The organism is Cupriavidus sp. FW305-F7, from assembly GCF_058782875.1.
In genome coordinates, this window is sequence record NZ_JBYSYC010000023.1 from 17,775 (window position 1) to 36,150 (window position 18,376).

The 18,376-nt window shown below is 61.2% G+C and carries 12 protein-coding genes; 3 read left to right on the plus strand and 9 right to left on the minus strand.

The window, feature by feature from the left end:
- Nucleotides 1-69: 69 nt before the first annotated feature.
- The 5 genes from AC3WL8_RS21310 to AC3WL8_RS21330 all read right to left on the minus strand — a co-directional run bounded on the left by AC3WL8_RS21310 (nt 70) and on the right by AC3WL8_RS21330 (nt 4,920).
- The gene (locus AC3WL8_RS21310; RefSeq protein ID WP_492378753.1) at nt 70-1,113 is read right to left on the minus strand and encodes a hypothetical protein; all 1,044 of its coding nucleotides are present in this window, start codon (nt 1,111-1,113) and stop codon (nt 70-72) included.
- Nucleotides 1,110-2,018, minus strand: coding sequence for a recombination directionality factor (locus AC3WL8_RS21315; protein WP_492378754.1), 909 nt, complete (start codon nt 2,016-2,018; stop codon nt 1,110-1,112). The genes AC3WL8_RS21310 and AC3WL8_RS21315 overlap by 4 nt, the downstream gene beginning before the upstream one ends.
- Nucleotides 2,003-3,028: a YqaJ viral recombinase family nuclease gene (locus AC3WL8_RS21320; RefSeq protein ID WP_492378755.1), complete on the minus strand. Its 1,026-nt coding sequence runs from the start codon at nt 3,026-3,028 to the stop codon at nt 2,003-2,005. The genes AC3WL8_RS21315 and AC3WL8_RS21320 overlap by 16 nt, the downstream gene beginning before the upstream one ends.
- Before the next feature lie 76 nt (nt 3,029-3,104).
- Nucleotides 3,105-4,070: a DUF932 domain-containing protein gene (locus tag AC3WL8_RS21325; RefSeq protein WP_492378756.1), complete on the minus strand. Its 966-nt coding sequence runs from the start codon at nt 4,068-4,070 to the stop codon at nt 3,105-3,107.
- Nucleotides 4,071-4,182: 112 nt separating this feature from the next.
- Nucleotides 4,183-4,920, minus strand: a complete 738-nt coding sequence (locus AC3WL8_RS21330; protein ID WP_492378757.1) for a hypothetical protein — start codon at nt 4,918-4,920, stop codon at nt 4,183-4,185.
- A 2,183-nt stretch (nt 4,921-7,103) separates the two neighbouring features.
- Between AC3WL8_RS21330 and AC3WL8_RS21335 the strand changes: the two genes are divergently transcribed.
- From AC3WL8_RS21335 to AC3WL8_RS21345, 3 genes are read left to right on the plus strand one after another with little or no spacing between them, the layout of a single operon-like run.
- Nucleotides 7,104-8,273, plus strand: coding sequence for a hypothetical protein (locus AC3WL8_RS21335; protein WP_492378758.1), 1,170 nt, complete (start codon nt 7,104-7,106; stop codon nt 8,271-8,273).
- Nucleotides 8,270-9,208, plus strand: coding sequence for a hypothetical protein (locus AC3WL8_RS21340; RefSeq protein WP_492378759.1), 939 nt, complete (start codon nt 8,270-8,272; stop codon nt 9,206-9,208). Before AC3WL8_RS21335 ends, AC3WL8_RS21340 begins: the two co-directional genes overlap by 4 nt.
- Entirely contained in the window at nt 9,205-14,757 is a 5,553-nt protein-coding gene (locus AC3WL8_RS21345) for a DEAD/DEAH box helicase (RefSeq protein WP_492378760.1), read from the plus strand. The genes AC3WL8_RS21340 and AC3WL8_RS21345 overlap by 4 nt, the downstream gene beginning before the upstream one ends.
- Nucleotides 14,758-14,960: 203 nt before the next feature.
- On the opposite strand, the gene AC3WL8_RS21350 is transcribed toward AC3WL8_RS21345, so the two are convergent.
- The 4 genes from AC3WL8_RS21350 to AC3WL8_RS21365 form a co-directional block, all read right to left on the minus strand.
- Nucleotides 14,961-16,034 (minus strand): hypothetical protein, encoded by a 1,074-nt coding sequence (locus AC3WL8_RS21350; RefSeq protein WP_492378761.1) that lies wholly within the window; start codon nt 16,032-16,034, stop codon nt 14,961-14,963.
- Nucleotides 16,035-16,040: 6 nt separating this feature from the next.
- On the minus strand, nt 16,041-17,351 hold the full coding sequence (locus AC3WL8_RS21355; RefSeq protein ID WP_492378762.1) for a DNA cytosine methyltransferase: 1,311 nt from the start codon (nt 17,349-17,351) through the stop codon (nt 16,041-16,043).
- Nucleotides 17,348-17,686 (minus strand): ParC-related protein, encoded by a 339-nt coding sequence (locus AC3WL8_RS21360; RefSeq protein ID WP_492378763.1) that lies wholly within the window; start codon nt 17,684-17,686, stop codon nt 17,348-17,350. Before AC3WL8_RS21360 ends, AC3WL8_RS21355 begins: the two co-directional genes overlap by 4 nt.
- A gap of 184 nt (nt 17,687-17,870) precedes the next feature.
- Nucleotides 17,871-18,371: a very short patch repair endonuclease gene (locus tag AC3WL8_RS21365; RefSeq protein ID WP_492378764.1), complete on the minus strand. Its 501-nt coding sequence runs from the start codon at nt 18,369-18,371 to the stop codon at nt 17,871-17,873.
- Between the last annotated feature and the right edge of the window lie 5 nt (nt 18,372-18,376).

Consider the following 18,376-nt stretch of genomic DNA (forward strand, 5'->3'; position numbering starts at 1 on the left):
GCGGAAGGTTGTGGCCGGTCACTCGGCCGACACCGAGTCAGCCGGCCACGGCTTTCTTGAGGCGCGTCGTCATGCCACCAGCTGTCGGCGCAGGGCCGATGCCTTGGCCTGGGAGCAACCAAGGTGGCGCCGAATGTCTGCCACAGTGGGACGAAGCTGGCCGGCGGCGATGGCGTGACGCAACTTCGTCAGTTCGGCGCTGGGGCCAGCATGGCGGGGGGAGGCCGCCGGGGTAGCTAGTGGCGTTACGGTCCCGTGACCGACCATAACTTGAGCAGCTAGGGACGGCTCAGCCCCCGTAGGGGCTACGTGACTACCCGTGACCGGCTCGATTACAAGCGGTAAATGGGTGGTGAGTGCCAGGAACCAGCCATAGCAGGCGACACCTTCGAGCGCCGCCGCCAGGACCAGCGCTCCGAGGAACTCGACGCCGGCCGCTGTGATGCCAAGCCACGCCGCCAGCGCGTTCATGACTGGGTCATGACGAACGGAGTCACGGCGGGCGGTCTCGCGACGCGCCGCTTCGTCGTGCCGGTCTTCGTCGGCTTGCCGGCGTCTGACTTCCTCCACCTCGACATCGAGCGCCTCCAGATTCGCCCCTAAGCCAGCCCGCCTGGCCTGTAGGGCCGCGCAGTCGCCAGCGCAACGTCTGGCTTGGGCAGCGACCAACGCCGTGACGACCTTCGTACGCTCCGCGGCAATTGTCGACAGCGAACGGCTTGGTGGTGCGACCGGCGGTGACACTGCGGTGGCAACGCTGGCCGGCGCGACGGACGCCATCGCCGCTGCACGCGCCTCCCCGGCATGTTGCTGAGACCACAGGAAGAATGTCGCGTGACCATAGCCGGCCGCCACCATGCACGCCGCCCAGAGCAGCCCTCCCACCCGGCGCACCGCCGGCTGGGTGGTCTGACCCAGGGCAGGCAACAGGTGAGCGCTCAGCACCAGCACGGCGCCGATGGCCACCCACGCCATGCGCTCCACCAGCCAGCCGCCGCGCTGCCAGCCGGCCAGCGTCGACAAGCACAGCGCCGTGCCGGTGGCCGCCAGTGCCAGGACAAGCGCGCCCCGAGACGGGTAATGCAACGGCCTGGCGTCGTCGGTGGCGGTCATGGCGCCGCATCCGCCAATGCCTCAGCCTTCCGCTCCAGCTTGTCGCGTAAGCTCGGCGCGGCGGTAGCCACCTCGCCACTGGGACGTTCGCCGCCTCTCCCAGTCGTCTGAGGAAAGAACTCCTCGGCCACTGCGGCGCATTCCCCGTCGCTGTCCTCGAACGCCCCGTTACTGAACCCCAGCCGGGCGGCCTCGTCCAGCGCCGTCTGGTCGAAGCCCGCCGCACGGCGCTTGGCATCCAGCTCCCTCGCCTCCCCGATGGCCGCCTTCAGCGAACTGCCGGCGCGTACCCCCAGATCCACGTAGTAGATGGCCGAACGATAGCTTTGGGTGGTCGATTTCCCGCGCAGCTTCAATTCCAGCGGCAGGCAGGCCAGCAGTCCCCCCGACACCGCGCCGAAATAATGCAGACGCGCGGCTAGCGCGCGGATCGAATTGTACGAGGTGGTGCGAAAGATGAACGACCCTAGCTCGTCGTCATCGCCAATGACGACGTTTAGCCGGCCATATGGCTTGCAGCCGGCCGCCTTGCCGAATCCGCAGCCGTCTGGAGACGGGCATGGCAACACGGCAAGTCCGTCATTGCCCATCCGCTTGCAGGTTTCGCCGTTGCCGACGCAGACCGGCCGCCCCGTCTCACGGTCGAATAAGGTGTATTCGGCACGCAGGTTCAGACTCGGATCGTTGAAGAGCATTCGGACGGGTATTGCGCGCAGCTTGCTGTTGCCGGCCTTGCGCAGAGCGTCGTCCAGCGGGTGCAAGACCCAGCCCTCTCGGTTCTGCACTTGGCTGGTCAGGGTGAACTGGTCGTCCTTCTCCGGCAGGCGCTTGCCGTTCTTTTCGACTACGCGCCCAATGGAAATCCGCCCGATGACGGGCGGTGTGATGGTCAAGCCTTTGAGCATTGGGTACCTCCCAGGGGGAGAATCAGAAACCGGCGCGCGCCGGGCTTGGTGTTGGCGTAAGGCGTCTGGAGGTCGGGGTGATCAGCCAGCAAACGCTTCAAGTCGACACCGGAACTGTCCTTGCCACGCTTGAAAATGACTTCTCCCGTCTCGAACAGCGCCCGTGAGGCATCACCCATCGCCTGCTGGATCGTCTGCTTGAGGCCCGCTTCCTGCTGTTCGCGCATGGCGATCTCGGCCCGCAAGACCACCAGATCAGCGAAGGCGACGTTCAGCTGGCGGTCCTGGGCGAAGTCCACAGTCTGGCCGTTGTCCTGCGGATACAGGCAGCGCAGGGCGGCATCTGCCGATTCCGAGCCGTCCGCCGACGGTGGCGTGTCGGCCGTGACGTAGTGCCAGAACCGCCCCTCCAGCAAGATCAACCGGCCGATCAGCGCGTCGTCGCGCTCGATGCGGTGCACTTCCAGCTTCTGGCCGCATAGCAGCACGGCAACATCCGCCGCCTGTTTGCCGGTGACCGCCAGTTGGTGCTGCACCTGCAACTGCACGTATTCAGGTACGCCGTCGCGCCAGTGCCGGGCGCCGAACTCGCCAGCCGTCTTGCATTCGAGGATCTGCACTTCGGGCGCCCCGACGATCTCTCCGTCCAGGTTGGCGAGCATGAAGGGCACGGACGGATGCTGCAGCACGGCATTGACCTTGCGAACCCGGTGGCCGGTCTGGTGGGTATAGGCCGCTGCGACGATGGGTTCCAGCAGCGTCCCCCAGTAGACGGGTTCCGTGGTGTCGTTCGGATCGGGCCTTGGCAGCCCGGTATCCCGACCTGTCTTCTCCAGCCACAGTTCCAGCTGGCTTTTGTAGGGATTCAGGCCGACTGCGGCAGCGGCATCGGAGCCGCCAATTCCTGTCTGGCGAACTGCGAGCCAGTCGGTGCGGCTCAGGCCGCGGGTCTCGACCAAGCGCAGTGCTGGCCGACCCTTAGAGGGCCGGACCCGGATGGCTTCTGACATGGTGTGTCTCCCGAAGAGCAAAAAGCCCGGCTGAACCGAAGCTCGACCGGGCTGGGTATGACGAAGACGAAAGGAATCAGACAACCAGCTTGAGCGCCTCATCCCAAGCTTTCTGCTTGATCGCGGCGCCCTGGCCGAACCAGGCCGCATCGCGACGGTGATCTTCGCTACGGGCGCGTCGGTGGTGGTCGACGTACTCGGTGATGCTGTTAACGAGGCCCCAGGCTGTGCCGGCCGCGGACGGCAGACCAGCCCCCTTGCCGCGCCCGGCATAGAGCCGCTCGACCGCCTTGATCGCTCGCTCGTTGACAGCAATTGCAGCTGGGTCGCCCGGATTCGTCGCCGGATAGGTCAGCACGCGGCGGAAGAACGTCTCGGCGGCTGAATCGGTGACCTGGCGCTCGGCCAGCGCCTTGGTGCGGGCCATGAAGGCGTCCCACGACGAGATGGCAATGCCAAGCTGCCGCTTGACGGCCTGGGCGTCGAACTGGCTGCGATGCGGGACCTTGACGACGCCGGTGCCGTCGCCGAGCGCAATTTGCAGCGTGTTGTTGCAGACGACTCGGACAGATGTGAATTGGGCCGTGGTCGCGAGTGTCCCGTCGCAGGCGGTAGCGAGCAGAAGGTAGCCGTTCACTTTGTCCTTACCCTTGAGTAGCCCGCTCTGACCGGTCTTGGCGAGCGCCCAGAATTTGCGGCCTTCCTTGAGTACCCCGGCAGTTTCCAGCTCGAAGCCGCCGACCTCCGTCAGATCACGGTAGAACTCCAAAATCTCGGCGGGCTGGACCACCTGGTAGCGGCTGGAGACCACCGACAAGGGCGCCTTGGTGTCTGACCTGTAGAGCACCTTCTGATCGGGGAAGGCGTGAATCGCGCCGATTCCGGCCGTGCCGCTGACAAAGCGGACTTCGGCCGATTCGATGCGCCAGTTCATTCCGGCGCGGTCAGCCCATACTTCGATCGGCTGGCTGGGGCCCAGCCGGTTGCCGAGGCCGTGCCAGGGCTCTTGGCCGACGTAGGCCATGGTTTGGACGAGATGCATGGTGAACTCCTTGAAAACTGACGAATGCATAAAGCCCGGCCAAGGCCGGGTGATGTGTGAAATCGTAAAAGGGGAAACAGCGATGCCGGAATCCGACGAAAGGCAGCCAAGATCAGTCGTGCTGAACGCTGAAGGCGTGACCGCAGGCAAGGCAGCGGTAGTTGTCGAGGATATTCTCATCGATGGCAGCGCCGACGGCTGAGCCCGCTGCGCACCCGACGGCGCTGCCGACCAAGCCGGCGATCACGGCGCCGGCAAGCCCGCCGAAGATTGAGCCAAGCGGGCCGCCAATCGCGCCGACCGCGGCACCCGCTTCGGCGCCGGAGAGCGCCATCGCCATGCCGCTCGTCGCGCCCGCGACGCTGCCAATGGTGCTGCCCGCCTTGCGCGCACGGTTGAACATGTCAATGCGAGACGAACGGCAGTGTGGACAGTGGACATGCGGGGCGGTCGCCCGTGCAGGCAAAGAAGCCGACGTGGTGTCCGGTTGCGATTCTTCACAAAACGATTCCCATTCGTCGTGGAGATCGTGGACTGGATGCGGAGTATCGGCCGGAGTGGGATCGCGAGCGTCGCGAAAGGCTGACGTGCCGGGTCGGGCCTGGCCCGTGAAGCGGGCTTGGTGTACGGCGCGCGTGGCTTGCTCCGGGTATGGCGCCATCGCTTCCCATTCGTCGTCCTGTGGGTCGAACGACCGGCGATCGGGACGCCAAGCGGCTTCGCGTGGACGGGTTCGGCGCGGCTGGAGCTGATGCCTTGTGCGGCGCAACCAATACACTCCGAGCACAAAGAGGACGACGCAAACGACGATCAGGCAGACCACGAGCGTGGCTGGAGGGGTAGCGGTCATGGATTCTCCCAAGCGGTGCGCCCGCGCGGGATTGCACGGGCGGAGCGGCGGTCTGTTGCCGGCTCGGGAAGGTGATATAGGACTGAAAAAAATGGAATCCTGATGTTTGCTAAATTCACGACAGCAGCAGCGACACGTCGTCCCCGCGAAGGCGGGACCCAGTGAACGACACTGGCTTCCCGTAGGACTCGCGCTTTGAGGTAATCAATAGCGCCCTTCCCGACACGCGAAATTGATGGCAAGATTGCCGGACGATCGAGGTAAGTGGCGGGACCTACATAGCGATGAGATATGAAGGAACGCGGAAAAGACCTAGTGGCTCGCGGCTTGTCGGAGGGACATGCTGTGTGTGCGCAGTCGGCCTTGGGGCAAACCAAGTCCGCCAAGCCTTCAGCGACAACAACAGCTAACCCACGACCAAGCTTCCTCGTTCACGGAAATGCATTCCGCATACTCAAGCGTACAGGCGTGATCGTTGAGACGGCCATGTATCGCCGCCGTGAGCTGCACGATGCGTTGGAGCCCGTGATGCCTCCACCGCGGCGCAGGCCTCTGCATGTCAAGCTCGTGGTTCATGGACAGAAGCCATGTGTGCCGGGCGTGCCGCCTGAAGCGCAGCGAAGCTATCGTTGCACGCCCCATCTACTAATTTGGAGCGCAACGTGACGCTGTCCGGCGCGCAGCTGCTCCTTGCCTTGGCTGCCGTGGCTAGCGCCGCAGGCATCGTCGTCTGGATTCTTCTTTCCCGTACAGCAGCCGAGAAGCGAGCTCGCGAGAAGGCAGTCACAGTGGCCCGTAGTCGAGCGCAAGTGCGTGCGCGCGTTTCCGACGAGGCCAATAGGCGCCGCCGCGCAAGCGAAGAACGCGAAATCGCACTTGCACGGTTAGCGGCTCGTCTTGCCGAGCACGCCAAGCGGCGAGAAGAACTTCTGAGACTACGGGTTGACGAGAAGCGAGTTGAGGCTGCGGCAATACCACCGACGCCAGTGCCGAAGCTGCCAAGCCAGCCGCAACACCATGCACAGCCAAGCGAAGCGCGTGAACCCATGGCTTCGAAGGAAGGTTCTCCAACGGACGTAGTCCCAGACCCAGCAGGCGCAGCGCTCAACGCTGTCACAACCGACGCTGTCGATGAGGCGGATGATGGCGCGCGCCAGAGCAAAGATGCTGTGGCCATAACAGGCCCGGAGGTACGACCTCTCAGCTTGCCTGCGGAACCTGCAGTCCCTCCTCAGCCGCTAAACGTCACTGACGCTGCGGCTGTAGCCGATGCAGCGTCTTACCACGCCGCGCCGCAGGATGCACCCGTCACTCCCGAACCCCACCTTCCTTTTGAGGCGGAAATCCCACTCGTTCCCGAAGCGCGAAACCCGATAACGCCGGAGGCGCCGGGATTGGAGGCTGCGGAGGCCGAGGTGGTACCGTCGGGTGCCTTTGGCGAGGAGCCTTGCTCCCCAGAACCTCCCCCTACAGGCGCCGAGTACTTGCTGGGGCCCGCAGCGGTGCTGACCGCAACTGGTCTTGGTGAAGAAGTCATTTCAGATGAGACGCCGAAGGACCGAGAGGGTCACGCCCCAACGCAGAACCGCGAGAGCCTCGGCACAGGCCAAGCGCTGCACGATGACTCGTCAATCATTTTGGAAGCAGGCATAGGAGGTCTGGAAGACATTGCGACAACGGCCGAGACAATACCTGCCGCTCTTGAGGCCGAGACGCGTACCGGCAGTGAATTGACACAGGAGCCCCGTGCGACGGACGAGGGTCTCATCCAACAAGCGCTGCCAGGATCGGCTTGGCCACTGGACGTACCGGACGCGGCGCCGATGAATGTCGAGGTTAAGGATTCGTTCCAAGCAGAAGCGCCTACGGAAAAGGCAGAGGGCGAAGGATCCGAAGAATCTGTTGCAGCGCCTGAAGCGGGTAGCGACTGGGAACCTTCATTTGCTACTGCGAAGCAACAGCGCCAATACCGGCCAGTTAAGCGCGAACCAGCAAGAGTCCGCCCATACCAGAGGCACGAAACTGCTGGTTCCCGTGATCGCGATCGTGGGTGCCCGGTGGATGTTCGCGTGCTATTTGCCAAGGGTGGGTCCTGCCGCGTGTCATTGCTCCCCCGCCGAGCCAAAGGCATGCCACCAAATCTACGCGTCTCGGGGCCTGGCGGTTCGTTCGAGATCTCCGAGATGCAAGACGACTGGTACGAAGACGTGGTCACACCTCGCCTTGGTGACCTGTTGGCGCATGGCGTTGCATGGGAATCCGTCACTAGCGGTGGCGAGCGATATAGCTGGGCCTTGGGCGGGCGTGCAGTTTATGTGCTCTGCGCGCAACCGCAGTTAAGTGGCTACGTGAACACCCAGCGACTGATACTGAACGAAAAGCATGTGGTCTTGAGCCTTGTAGCGAGGAAAGACGACGTGCTGGCTGCAATCGCACAAGCAGGATCTCCGGTGCCTGCCGTACTTGGTAGCGAAAGTGGGGTGCCGGAGAACTGGGTTGCTCTACGCGATGTTGTCCCGCGTCGTTCTGTGCCAGGCTCGCAGGAGGGCGACATCCTGGACTGCCTGCGCCCGTTGCCGGAAGCGGAGCTATCACTTGAAGGCGGGATCCGCCTCGAAGGCAATAGTTGGCTTGCCGGCTTCCCACCTCAGATCCGAGTGCGCGGTGACCAAGCATCGGTGACGTCGCTGTTCATCGATGGCCACGGGGCCATCGCGGACGCCACGGGTGCATTCGTTGCGAACGGCTGGGACGCAATTGGGCAGCACACGGTTGCGACTTCTATTGGCACGCGGGCGTACACGATTGAAGAAGAGCGAGAGGAATGGCAACCGTGGACAGCTCACACCTGGTCGCTCGGTGAGGAATCGGGCGTGGACGACTTCCAGCGCCCAGCAATATGTGGGGCGCTGGTTCAAGCGCCCAGAGCAGCCCCTGCGGCTGGTCGTGCCGTAGTAGTTCCTGCTAGCAACGCCATCCTGATTGGAGAGGCACCTGGCGAGATCGAGATTTGTAGACCTCACAGCGACCCCTTGAACAAGCTGTGCATCGGGTTTCCCAACTTTGAGCCGGTATGGGCAATCCCATCAGCTGCGCTGCGTTGCGACAAGCGCACGGCGCGTGTCATTCACTTGCGCAGCGGCCCCGGCACAGTGGACCAAGGATCGCCGGTCAGAGCGCCACACGGGTCAGGGCGGGGTCGGAGACACGACCTGGCTCAACGCGCCTGGTCTTCTGCAATCCTCGCTGCAGCGCGTAAGGGGTTGGCAGTCAACCCGCATGAGCAGCTTATCGTCGACCTTTGGAAGTTGTACCGAGAAAGAGCCCGCGCGCTCGCCAGGAGCAAGGCATGAGCGCGAATCTCATCTTGCTGTGGATGTCCGCCAGGCAATCTGGCTCCTGGCCGCAATTTCGCTCGGCGATCGAACGGCTCACCGCTCAAGGCGAACAAGAGTCAGATGCCATTGAAGCGCTAGAGAATCAAGTGTTCCCCCTGCACCAGCAACTGCGGTTCAACCTGCAGCGCCTTGGCCACGCCGAGTTCTTCATCGTCGACAACAGCATGAAGTGGCGCGTTGCACCGCCAGTCGTAGCGACGACCCGGCGACGCGATGGATGGAGTGGCGTTGTCGTAGGCGCCCGCTCCAGTGCCCTCATCGAACGTCTACGCAAGAGCTCTATTGCTCTCGAGGTCGAGCCGCAGTCCGCATGTCCAGACGTACTTCTGCTGCGTGCTCCGGACATCAGTGCGCTTAGTGCTGCCGCAGCGCAGGCCGGCCTTATCGTCCAGCGAAACGCGCCGCAGGCACTCCTCGCTTGTCTTCCGCCCATCGACGCCAAGCACTTGAGAGTACCTACTGCTGTGCCTCTCGGAACGGGTTGGAAGATCGAGCGGTTCTGTACCGATGGGCTGCGATGGGTGGCAGCTACGCACTCGGATGTCGCGGCAGCCTTCCACCAGCTATTCCGCTTCGAGCACCGATATCAGAAGCATCACCTTTTCTGTACAACAGGACTGGCAATGAGTGTCGGGCCACAGACAGGCAAGTTTTTGGCCATGAAGCTACGGCGGCGTCAGGTGATCAAGTACGACGCAAAGCAAGAGCGTTTGACAGTGCCCGCTACATGCCGGCCTCCTCTTCTCATTGAACGAGCGCTCGCGCTCTGCTCAGGCCGACCGCCAAGGTATGAGGTCATCGCTGGGAGAGGGTCGGTGCACTACGACGATGTCCCTCCCCCAATTGCTTTGACCGCTGCTTCATTGATGCGCCAGGAGGTTAGACAGTGAGCAACCCGATTGCCGTCTTCAGGAACTTGCGCTCAACCTACCTGAGGTACCTGGACAGTCCTTATGACCTTCGCTATCCAGAACTTCTGGCCGAGCGCCGTCGACTCCTAGATGTCGACGGGCGCCTCTATCGCCAGCCGCTGATCGAACCAGTACCGGCGTACGTCTCATCGGGCCAGACGTTTGGTGAAGCAGCTCAGTCGCTTCTCTCTTCGACTTGGTCACCCGAACTGGTAGTGGACCTAGTCGAGTTTGTCTCAAGGGGCTTGTTCCCGGTAGCGCCGCCAGACAGGCCATCGAGGCATCTCTATGCCCATCAGCGAGAGGTGTTCGAGAAGTCAGTTATTCACGGTCGAGACGTCGTCGTGACGACCGGCACAGGCTCTGGGAAGACCGAATGCTTCCTGCTCCCTATCGCTGCAAGCCTCGTGCGCGAGTCTGGGTCATGGCAAACGCCCAACCAAAGACATCCCTTGTGGGACTGGTGGAACCACCGCATGCCTGGGCGCGCGAACCAATGGTTGCCGCGCATTCCTCAAAGGGCGCACGAGACCCGCCCGCCTGCGGTCCGCGCACTTGTCCTCTACCCGCTCAACGCATTGGTTGAGGACCAGCTGATGCGACTGCGCCTAGCATTCGACTCTAACGCCGCTAGAGAGTGGTTGCGCCTGAATCGCCATAGCAACCATCTCTATTTCGGGCGGTATACGGGCCGGACGCCCGTCCCGGGAGGGCGCGGCGACGACAACAAGTTGAGGAGGGAGCTTCACGACCTTCACGAAGAGGCCCGCCAAGTGGCTGGCCACGAGGCCGAACCCTTTTTCCCCCGGATGGAAGGGGCGGAGATGTGGTCACGGCAGGACATGCAAGACCACGCGCCCGACATTTTGATCACCAACTATTCGATGCTGAACATCATGCTGATGCGCAGCTTCGAGGCATCGATCTTCGATCAGACGCGCCGGTGGCTGGACGCCGACCCGGCCAACGTCTTCCACCTCGTCGTTGACGAACTCCACACCTACCGCGGCACGCCTGGCACCGAGGTCGCATATCTCATACGTGTCCTGCTTGACCGGCTCGGCCTCACGCCCGATTCGGACCAACTGCGCATCATCGCGTCGAGTGCTTCCATATCCGACGATGTTGCCGGAAGGCAGTACCTTCAATCCTTCTTCGGACGAGATCAGAGCAGGTTCGATCTCGTGGGAGGTGTCGCGCGGCCGCTGAACCCAGACGCCTTCGCGGCGGTGCAGGCCAACGCTGCTTCGCTGTTGCAGCTCAAGGCCGCGCTGGATGGGCAGACTACCGTCGCCCCGGCCGCAGCTGCAGAATTCCATGCGGCGACAGGTGCCCCGGCACTACCCGCAACGGCTGGCCCGCGGGAAGTTCTGGCATCTGCGCTGACGCACATCGATGCTGCGGGAGCCTTGCGACTCGCATGCGCGACGGATCCGGCCCACTCTTCAAACTTGGAGCCGCGTTTTCCAAGCGACATCGCTCAAAGGATGCTTCCCGCAGCACCTCTTCAAGAGGCGGAGGACGTCGTCGAAGGTCTTTTGGCAGGATTGGCCGCGGCGCAAGCGCCAGACGGGGCTGCTCCGCTTCCTGTCAGGGCGCACCTCTTCTTCCGAAACCTTCAAGGTCTGTGGGCTTGCACTGACCCGGCTTGCACACAGGTTCCGGCTCCGAGGACGAACCCGGTGCCTGTAGGCGCTCTTCACTACATACCGACCCTTACCTGCGGTTGCGGGTCGCGAGTCCTTGAGCTTCTCTACTGCGAGGCTTGCGGCGAGGTGATGTTCGGCGGGTATCGCAGGCCGAGCGACAACCCGAACGAGTGGTACCTCAGCGCCGACCATCCGAACTTGGAACAAACCCCGGACCTGGCGTCCCTGGACCGCGATCACCTCAGCTATGCCGTGTTCTGGCCCGCGCAAGGTGGTACGCCAGTTACGCCGTCGTGGACCCAGGAAAGTGTGCGCCGCGAGTGGCGAAGTGCGACGCTAAGCAACTCGGACGGTCGAGTTGAGATGGGCGGTAACGATGGTTACCTGTATCACGTTCCTGACATGCACGGCGCAACACCGCCGACTAAGGAGAGCGCCAACGAAGCACACCCATCGCGGTGCCCTCGGTGCGACTCGTATTGGTGGTCACCGAACCGGCAGATCGGCTCATCCATCCGCACGTTGCGCACCGGTTTCCAGAAGATCGCTCAGGTGCTTTCCGACACCCTGCTTCGCGATATCGCGCCTGAAGGAAGAGGACAGGCACGGAAACTGGTTGTGTTTTCAGACAGTCGCCAGGATGCCGCAAAGCTCTCCGCGGGAATGCGGTTCTCGCACTACAGAGATGCCGTGCGACAAGCCCTCTCGGAGGCGCTCGATGTACAGGGCACCGGCGCGCTGGCATTGCATGCCCAAGCAACGGGCCAGTCTGTAACGCGGGAAGAGGCGGCGGCGGCTCAGGCTTTCGAAGCGGGGCGCCCAGGCGAAGCCGCCGTGATAGTGATGGCCGCCAATCCGGTGATGAGATCCCGGGTTTCAACCTCACACCCACCACTCACAAATGAGCAGCTCGCACAGCGAATCCTGACTCGTGCGATCCAGGGCCCATATCCACTGACGCCGATCGCCGGCGATGCAGCGTCGCAACTGCTCCTACGCGGCATGAATCCCGGTGGATTCACAAAAGCCGTCATGTGGACAGACCCTGACGCCAGACAAGGTAGTTGGAGAGATCTCTACGCCTGGGGCACGCTCGGTGCGGTGCCTCAAGCCAAGCAGCCTGCCGACCTAGAGGCGCAACAGCGCCAGCACCTAGCGCTCATCAATGAGCATTCCCAGCTCGAGACGATGAACGTCGTTTTCGCATCTGGCCGCCGCAGCCTCGAATCGCTAAAGCTTGCCTATGTCACGACGGACCGCATCCTTCACCCAGCCGCGGACGACCTTGTGCAGCAAACAGCGGACGGTCTGATTCGGCTTCTTGGCGCTCGCCGCCGAATGTCGACACACCCTGCAACGGGCCAGACCAACGTACCTCGGTACCTGTCTCGATACATAGAGGCCGTGGCCCGTGAGAACAACCGCGTCGCAGCGACACTTCAAACGGAAGTCCTGAACTATCTACAAGGCACCGGCGTCATCAATCAGTTCATCCTCCAGACGCTCGCGCTATGTCTCCAGCGTCCTGGAACGCACTGCTATGAGTGTCAGCAATGCAGGCGAATCCATCTGCAGCGCTCGGGAGGCATTTGCACGGAGTGCCTTTCTCAGTTGGGCGACCCGGAACCAATATCCGCTGCTCTCGAAGGCCACGACTACTACCGCTACTTGGCAACTGAAGCGGGGGCGTTGTTCCGGCTGAACTGCGAAGAGCTGACTGGACAAACCAGCAAGAGCGACAGCCGGAGGCGGCAGCGGCTCTTCCAGAACATTGTGCTTCCACCTCCGCGAGAGATCCCGATCACGGACGAAATCGATCTCCTGAGCGTGACCACGACCATGGAGGCCGGGGTCGACATTGGCTCGTTGCTGGCTGTGATGATGGCCAACATGCCACCAATGCGCTTCAATTACCAGCAGCGGGTCGGTCGCGCAGGGCGGCGCGGTGCCGGACTTTCCGTGGCCTTGACACTTTGCCGGGGCCGCAGCCACGACGACTACTACTTCCAGCGCCCGGGGCGCATCACGACCGAGGCCCCACCGCAGCCGTACGTCGACATGCGCCAGGAAAGCATCCTCAAGCGGGTGCTGGCCAAGGAGGTGTTGCGGCAAGCCTTCCTGTCGCTTGGGCTCTTCAACGGTCGTGGCGGCGACAGCGTTCATGGAGAGTTTGGCAATGCTAGTGATTGGCTTGCTGTGCCTGCCACGCGCGCAGGTGGAGCAGAAATCACAGAGCAGTTGGTCTCAACTTGGATTCAAGGCAATCAAGCCACCGTCGAGCATATCGTCGACGTGCTGCTTGCTTACACGACGCGCGAGCTGCAGGCGCGGCGCAATGAGATCCTGGATTACGTGTTGATCGATTTGATCGCACAAGTCACCAACGCCGCCACCGACCCGCAGCTACCCCAGATTTCGCTCAGCGAGCGTCTGGCGAACAAGGGCATTCTGCCGATGTTCGGGTTCCCCACTCGCGTACGATACCTGTTCCATGACCGGCCCAGGGCCGGTGTGCACGAATGGCCCCCGGAAGACGTTGTCGACCGAGAGCTGGACCTTGCCATCAGCCAGTTCGCACCTGGCTCGGAGACCATCAAGGATGGCCTTGTTCACACCGCAGTAGGCGTGGTGGACTACCAGCCGCGCGGCAACGCGGTGATCCAAGCTCAAAACCCGCTAGGCCAGCCACTTCCGGTAGGCCTATGCAAGAGATGCCAAGCCGTGGACGGGTCACCGCAGCCGCGGGCCACCTGCTCGGTATGCGGCGCTGGGCAACCAGACTATGAGCTGGTCAACTTGTCGCAGCCGCGCGGATTCCGCACTGCCTACGGCGGAACGAGTCGCGACTTCGATGGCGTCTTCGAGTGGACCGCTCGCGCCTCGCGCCCGAAGATGAGCGTGCGCAACGTCCCAATGACGCCAGCCGCCAACTTTGAAGTTTGGAGTGGCACCGATACGATCTATGTCGTCAATGACAACAACGGGAGGCTCTTCGACTTTCAGCGCCTGGCGAACGAAGAAACGTGGGCAACACTGGAGGCGTTCGAAAAGGTGGACATCCCGAACCCGAGATTCGTGAATGGCGGTGTAGTGGACCGGCGGGCGCTCGCCTCAATCAAAGCCACGGACGTGATGTTGCTAGGGGTCCGGGCGTGGCCTATGGGCGTTAGAGCAACGCCTCTCGACGTAGCCGGTAGAGCGGCGCTCTATTCGTTCGGCTTCATGCTTCGCCGCGCCGCCGCAGTAAGGCTCGACATACATGAACGAGAATTAAAAATTGGCTTGCGCACGCTACCCGATGGTTCAGGAGGTGTCATTGGCCAAGTCTTTATGTCTGACAGCCTGGAGAACGGTGCCGGCTACAGCTCAAGGCTGGGGACGGCGTTGGAGGTACAAACACTGCTCGAATATGTGTGCGGGCACGGCGACTCCAGCTTCTTCGCGCCTCTGGTCGCAACCGCCGATGCGCACGGTAGTCCGGCTCATGCCAGGCTATGCCATACATCGTGCCCGGACTGCCTGCGCGATTTCAGCAATCTGGCCTACCACAACATCCTTGACTGGCGACTTGCCCTAGATATGGCGAACCTGGCGCTAAACGCTGGCACTGCCATCGACTTCTCTGCGGCCTACTGGCAGGGACTGGACGCTTTGGCAGCGGCGCCGTATTTTGCAGCGCAGGGATGGCGGCAAACCACACTGGCTGGCTTGCAAGGTGGACGCCATGGGAATGTGGTTGAGGTCATCGCTCATCCACTTTGGAGCTGTGATGCAGCGAATCGGCACCCCCAGCTCGAAGCGGCGATCGCAGAGGGACGGGCGGCAGGAATGACGGTTCGAACGAGGTCGTTGTTCGAAGTGCTTAGGCGGCCGTTCTGAAGGGGGGAGGGAAGTCCCTCTCAGTCAGAGCGTTTTGCAGTCCGCTCCAATTGAATTCAAGAGTTATGCGCTTCTAACTGTCGAACTCGTTTGGAGCGGCATTGCCGGGAGCGGGGAGCGCGCTCCCGCACATGCTTCATAGTCCTGCTGCTGAACCAGTCTTGCGCGCGCGGCCATCCGTATTGCGCGCCTTTAGCATTCAATCACTCTTGTAGCGACGTTAGCCAACGTTCGAGGCTGATGAGTCGACCTACCTCAATAAGTTCGAGAACCTTCTTAATAGTCGGCTCGTTATTACCTTTATAGGTAGCCTTCAGGGCGTCAGTACTAATGTGCACAACGTGAGTGAACATTGGGGCGTTCGTTGCCAATTTTTCACAAGCTCGCATGAGCCGCGCCGGGTCGAATTCGTTTGTGACGAAGACGTATTCAAAAGGCTTTCCATCGGATTCCGCCTGCACATACTCGCCAAAATCTGCGGCAAATTGTTTTTCGCGGTCGGCTCGCACGCTCCACTTTGCGGTCACCAACGTACGCATGGAGGGGCGAACGATCGCCAAATCGACCTTATTGGGTTTTTCATTTTTCTTTGGCGGGTTAAAGCCCGGGATGTCCTGCAGAAGCCGGCGGGCATGGACCTGTAGCGCACCCTCGGGACTCGTCCGCCTCACAATCTCCGCAAGTACATCTTCGAAGCCTTCGCCGACCAGATTCTTGCGTTTGTTTTCGAGCGTCAGATATTGACGAATCTGCTGTACGAGCTTCTGCCATACTTCGTGAGGAGGAGGTGCTTCGAGGTAATCACCCAGTGCAGTTGTAATTATGGTCGTCAGCTCTGGATCCTCGCCTGGCTTCGGGAAGCCTTTCCCCTCATATGGGAGGCGCTGTTGCCAAGTAGCTTTTTCGATTTTTTCCGCCCGGCGAACGACCTCAGCGGCGAGGTCTTCAGTTGCCCGGAGGAACAACCAATCGATACGAAACGCGAGATCGGAAGGTGAAGCGTTCAATGTAGTGGAAAGCCAATCGTGGAAAGCAAGTGAGCGGGCGTACCACGGCTTCCCTGGCTGGCTCTTGTCGCTCTCGTAGCAATGCGCCAGTCCAGTCGTCTGGTCGATCCAAAGCAGCAGGCGATATACATGCGCCCAAGCGTTGCTCGCAACGCAACTATCACCGTCGCGTTCCGCAAAGTACTTAGAAATCAGCCGGGCGCGATTTTTTGCACCGAATGCTGATTTTACCGATTCCGCTTGGCTATCTTCTTGTTCTTCGGTCGTCACAATGATTCATCCAGCTTTTTTTCGACGCGGTTGCTTTTGCAGGCAAGCATTGAGCTGTTCCTGCAAGCTAACCGCCACGGACTTAGCCAGCAGCGGTGGAACAGCATTGCCCACTTGCCGATACCGCGAGTGGGCCGGTCCACCATCGTGGCGACCCTCGAGTGGCCCTTTGCGGGAGTCGGTATCAAAGACAAAACGGTCTGGAAACGACTGCAGACGGGCAAACTCTCGCACCGATAGCGCTCGAGGGACGGCGTAGTGATACACAGAGTCACCCTTGGTGTTGAGCGTCCATGCCCATATGTCAGGATGCAGGCGACGATACGCGTAAAAGTGGCGCCGGGACAGCCGGCCAGTTCCGTTATCTTGTCCCCACCTTTGGCCAGTCAGATACCGTTCCAGAAGTTCTTCCTCAAGATCCCTATAGTTTCCACCAGGGGGGATCCCATTCAGACGTAATTCGGTATCGGCATTGATCCGCGGAACTTGAACATTTGTCACGACTTTCCCGGTGCCCTCCCGCATCGCGCGCTGGTATGCGCTTTTTGGCTTGGGAAGCTCAGTGTATGCAACAACGTCGATACGATTTCCGACAGGTAGGCTGATTAGGTCGCCGATCGCCTCGGCGGCCGTCACCGCAGATAGGTTATTGAAATTAGCCAGAGCTTCACCTGTCCGCAGACTTCTAATGTGCTGCTGAACGACTACCTGGTATCTAGGCCTGCGCTTGCCGGTGAATCTTGTCAGCGTTATAGACTCCGTTGCGCCCGACCCGCTCAGCACGGGCACTTCCATGCCCATGCGCGCTCGTACACCAATGAAAATCAACCGCTTTCTCGTTTGGGGAACGCCGAAGTCGGCAGCGTCGAGAACTTGCGGACACACAATGTACTCGCCGTCGAGGGAAAGATCGGAGGCAATCTGCTCTCGAACACCCATCTGGTCCATTCCAGTGACGTTTTCGACGACGAACGCAGGGGGGAGCGTCTGCTTAAGCACGTCGACAAACTCCCGGTAGAGGCTGTTTCTGGGATCGTCGATCATCCTCGTGTGGTTGCGGACCTGTGAAAAGGCCTGGCATGGTGGTCCGCCCACTAGCACATCCGCATTGCGCGCTACTGAGAGAATGCGTTCCTTTATGTCATCCGAGCGGATATCGCCAGTGATAACAGTCGCCTCGGGGAAATTTCGGGCGTACGTTGCTGTTGCGTCTGGGTCGTTATCTGAGCCAGCGAGAATGGTGAAACCCGCTTGCCGAAATCCTTCCGACAGACCGCCGGCACCGGCGAAAAGGTCTACCACCTTGAACGGAATCATTTTTTTTCCTCCAGCAGGCTTCCCTGTCGCGGGGTAGTTCGTGTCTTGCGCAGCGCAGTTGCCCGATCTGGGCGTGGCTTACGGACCCTAGCGGGCACATATCCTTGGGAATCGACGGTGAATGATGCTGCACCTAGTCTTCGCAAAAATGTTGCAAGTGTTGTGAGGTTGGGGAACACGCGAGCGTTGCCTCGTGCACTGGCGAGAATTCGCTGAACGCCGCCATAGGTGATTGCGACAGCAAATCCGCCTTCGCGGCCAATGGCTGCCACCGAGTCAATAGACCCTGCTAGCAGCAGTTCGCGGAACGTCGCCTCGATTATCGTGTCTTCCACCGTACCGGTCCGGTCGGCAAATAAGTTAGATCGTACCTGCAAATAGCGTTATCTGTCGAGCAGACTCGCGCAGCAAGGGCTCTGGCCGAATCTAAGAAGAGCGTTTGGTACGATGGATAGGCTGGGCCTTGGCTCGCGAGGCCCATCAGACTACGTCTGGCCGGCCCGTGTTAGGCTCACCAGTTCAGCTCTTCGGTGCGCGAAGTGTCGCTTCGATCACCTGTCGGAGTTTTTCAGGGTCGCGAGTGTCGCACTCCCAGATGACGATCACGCGCCATCCCAGCCTCACGAGTTCAGCTTTGGCTGCCTTGTCCCTTTCTTGCGTTCGAGCAATCTTGGGCTCCCAATAGGACGAATTTGTCTTGGGGATCGATGCAAGTTTGCACGTGTGGCGATGCCAAAAGCAGCCGTGTACGAAAAGAACAGTGCGGTAACGTGGCAAGACAATGTCGGGATGTCCGGGCAGATCCTTGCGGTGAATTCGGAACCTGTAGCCCATCCGATGTAGGGCGCTGCGAACCAACAACTCGGGTCGGGTGTTCTGACTTCGGATCCCGCTCATTAGCCGAGACCTTACTGCCTTGCTAACGGTGTCCACGATGCGGTGGTTATCTGGATCGGCGCATGTAGTGCGCAAAGCAAGTAGGTCACTCTGACTGATTGCTCTGTGAGCGCATCCAGCCATTGCTA